The sequence below is a fragment of the Planktothrix sp. FACHB-1355 genome, assembly GCF_014748295.1.
Classification (GTDB): Bacteria; Cyanobacteriota; Cyanobacteriia; order Cyanobacteriales; family Aerosakkonemataceae; genus Aerosakkonema; species Aerosakkonema funiforme_A.
Genome location: NZ_JACJUP010000899.1, coordinates 1 through 3,036 on the forward strand (window position 1 = coordinate 1; position 3,036 = coordinate 3,036).

The following is a 3,036-nucleotide window of genomic DNA, read 5'->3' on the forward strand; positions in this document are numbered from 1 at the left end:
ATTAACTCGCCCTCCCAATAACCGTCCTGTAGCAATAAAGCCATAATTTCTTCCAGAGGTTGCGGAAAAATTGTTTGCAATAATGAATGAATATAGTTACCCAAAGACTCAGCTTTTGACCAACCATATAACCGTTCGTAACCTTGATTCCAATAAATAATTTTATCGTCAAGATATCGAATTATAATGCTGTCATTAGCTAGATCCAGCATTTCCATATTTTGCTGCAACTTTTGTAGGGTTTCGCCCAATTGTTTGGCTTGTGCTGTACGTTCCTGTACGAGATATTCGACCTGGAAGGTATAACGCAAGGACATCATTATATAAATTGTTAAAAATATAGTTAACAGTAAACTGCTCGCCAAAGTTAATCCCGTTCTCCAGTAACTCTTGATGGCAATATATCCCGGTGCTGGAACGATCGCGATCGACCACTGACGATCGGCAAATTTGAGGCTACGGCTACAGAAAACAAAGTTATTCCAGCAAAGCGATTTATCAGCAATCTTTATAGGTACTTCGTGGCTGGTATCTGTGACGATTTCTCGATTTTTTGATTGGTAAAATGCTAGGAAGCGATCGCTAGCAGGAGCCGTCTCATCAAAAAGATAAAAATTGAAGCGATCTAACTCTAATCCCGGTAAAGCAACTTTGACAATATCAGCTATTTCAAAAACAGCAGTAACAACTCCTTCAAAGTTTTCCCGACGAGATTGCAGGTTGTTAACAGAAGTACCATTCCGGTAGACTGGTTGAAATGTTAAAAAGCCGAGTTTTCTGGTTGTAAAGATTTTAATTCGTCCGGTACTACTCATCGTTGCTGTATCGCGTGCCTTTTCCAAAGCAGCGCGACGTATGGGATCGGAAGCTAGATCGAAGCCGATGGCTGGATTCTGCCTATTTGAGGAACTTACATAGGTGATGGGGAAATATTCTGGGCGCTCTCCCGCTCTGACCATCTGGCCTTGGTCTCCGCTTTCTGTAATCTGGAAGTTGGGATAACCTTCCGTTTGCACTGCTTGCTCGAAAGCTTGTCGTTCGCCTGCCAATACCCGCTGCGACCAATTAAATCCCAGGATGCTGGGATACTTTGCCAGGAAATCTTCCACAAAAATTTTAAATTCCTGCCGATCGACTTTTCCAGATGCTGCATACAACTTGCCAGTTGCTTGCAGCATTCCCAAATTGGTGTCTATACTTTGCTGCAAGGCAGTTGCCAGCTTGTCTGCTTGGTTTTTAAACTGAGCTTTTTGGTTTTCTGTTTCCCATTTCCCCACAGTTAGGCTAGCGACAAGGGATAAAAAAATACCCGCGCACAGCATCAGCAACGCTGGAGTGTAATGGCGCTTTTTAGGTAAAGCCATATAGTATGAACTTAGCCTTTGGCTAGTAGTGCTGTTATTTGAAAAGTAGATGGTTTCCTATCGGAGGCGATCGGCTTTGGGCCACTAGACCAGATGCGAATTTCGATCGCAGCTGGCACCATGTAAGAAGGCCGATGCCCTTAAGTGATTGCTACCCTGATATTAAGTAATATTTTCATCAATTGAGAAGCAATGGATGAAATCAGTGGGCCATCATGCCAGTACGCAACGAGTTCGTTGAGATTCATTAGACATCTCCTTCAAAAGAATCTCAGAGACAGGCAGGATGCCTATCCCACAAGAATTTTTGGAGATGTCTATTGAGCAAAGTAAAGCTAAATAAGAGATTGCTTTGTGGCGATCGTGACAAGATTGGGTTAAAAATCATATATAAGTCTGAAAAAAGTAAGGTAAGCATTGCCCACCTTACTTTTAAGGATGCTACGCTTTAAAAGTCAACACGGGTTTCAGACGCGCCACTACACCAACCAAACCAGCTGCAATTTGAACATCAATTACTGGCTGAATTGGCTTATAAGCTGCGGGTGCTTCTTCGATTCTGCGTTCCTCCCGCAGAGTGATGCAATCTACACCAGTTAAACCCAAAGCCTCCTCACTTTTATCTGCACCTTCACGATTGAGATCGAAACGCGATCGCACTCTTCCCGCACCATGAGAAGCAGAAGAAAGAAATTCAGAATTTCCTTTCCCAATCAGCAGATAAGAAGTTGTTCCCATCGAACCGGGAATAATTACTGGTTGTTGCGGATGCGCGGGACAAGCACCTTTACGAATTACCCAACGATTACCTTCAAAAAGAGTAATATTGTGAGGTAAATCGTAAACTAAAGGTGCTGCCAAATCTCCATAAACTTCCCGCAATCGCAAACGCAATAATTCTGCCAATAAAAGACGATTGATAAAACCGTAATTGGCAGCAGTTGCTTCTGCTTGCAGATATTCCCTGACTAGGTTGGGATTGGCTGTTACGGAAAGAGGAAAAAGGCGATAATCGGGATATTTGAGATGTTTTGGCCATGCAGATTGTGCGCGATCGCGCCACATTCCCCCAATATATTTGCCCACATTGCGAGAACCGGAATGGATCGTAAAAGCGAGTTGTCCTTGACGCACACCCCAAACGAAAGCAGTCGCCTTGTCTTCGATTTCTTCTACTACCTGAATTTCGACAAAATGGTTGCCTCCTCCAATGGTAGCCAATCCACCATCGCGCACGATTCCGGTGTCGGGAACGAGTTCTTCTGGTGCCCATTTCCAGTCACCATTCATCGAACCGCCCAAATATACCCGGTCAATTTCATCCGCCAATTGATGTAAATTTGACTTAACGATGCTACCCGTAGGCGCATCCAACATCGCATCCAACCAACCCGGAATTCCGTACTGAAAAAGAGCGCGACTGGTTTTAGCTGTCATGGCGACATCGCGAGTACCGAAGAAGTAATCGCCTTTCATCAATTGCACAAAGCGATCGCGTTTTTGCAGGAACTTCTCCAGCGACAAATCCGCAACGTGCAATCGCATTCCGCAGTTGATATCAGAACCGACAGCAGCGGGAATAACCATCCCTTCTGTTTGCACGATCGAGCCTATAGCAACTCCAGCATCACCGGGATGAAAGTCTGGCGTTGCACAGCACTTGCACACAAAA

At 44.4% G+C, this 3,036-nt stretch carries 2 protein-coding genes; both read right to left on the reverse strand.

Going from position 1 to position 3,036, the window contains the following annotated elements; translation table 11 throughout:
- A partial coding sequence (locus H6S82_RS26645; RefSeq protein WP_191056988.1) for a CHASE domain-containing protein occupies nucleotides 1-1,364 on the reverse strand: 1,364 nt, incomplete at its 3' end.
- Nucleotides 1,365-1,805: 441 nt separating this feature from the next.
- The coding region (locus H6S82_RS26650; protein ID WP_191056989.1) for an RtcB family protein at nucleotides 1,806-3,036 on the reverse strand (1,231 nt) is incomplete at its 5' end.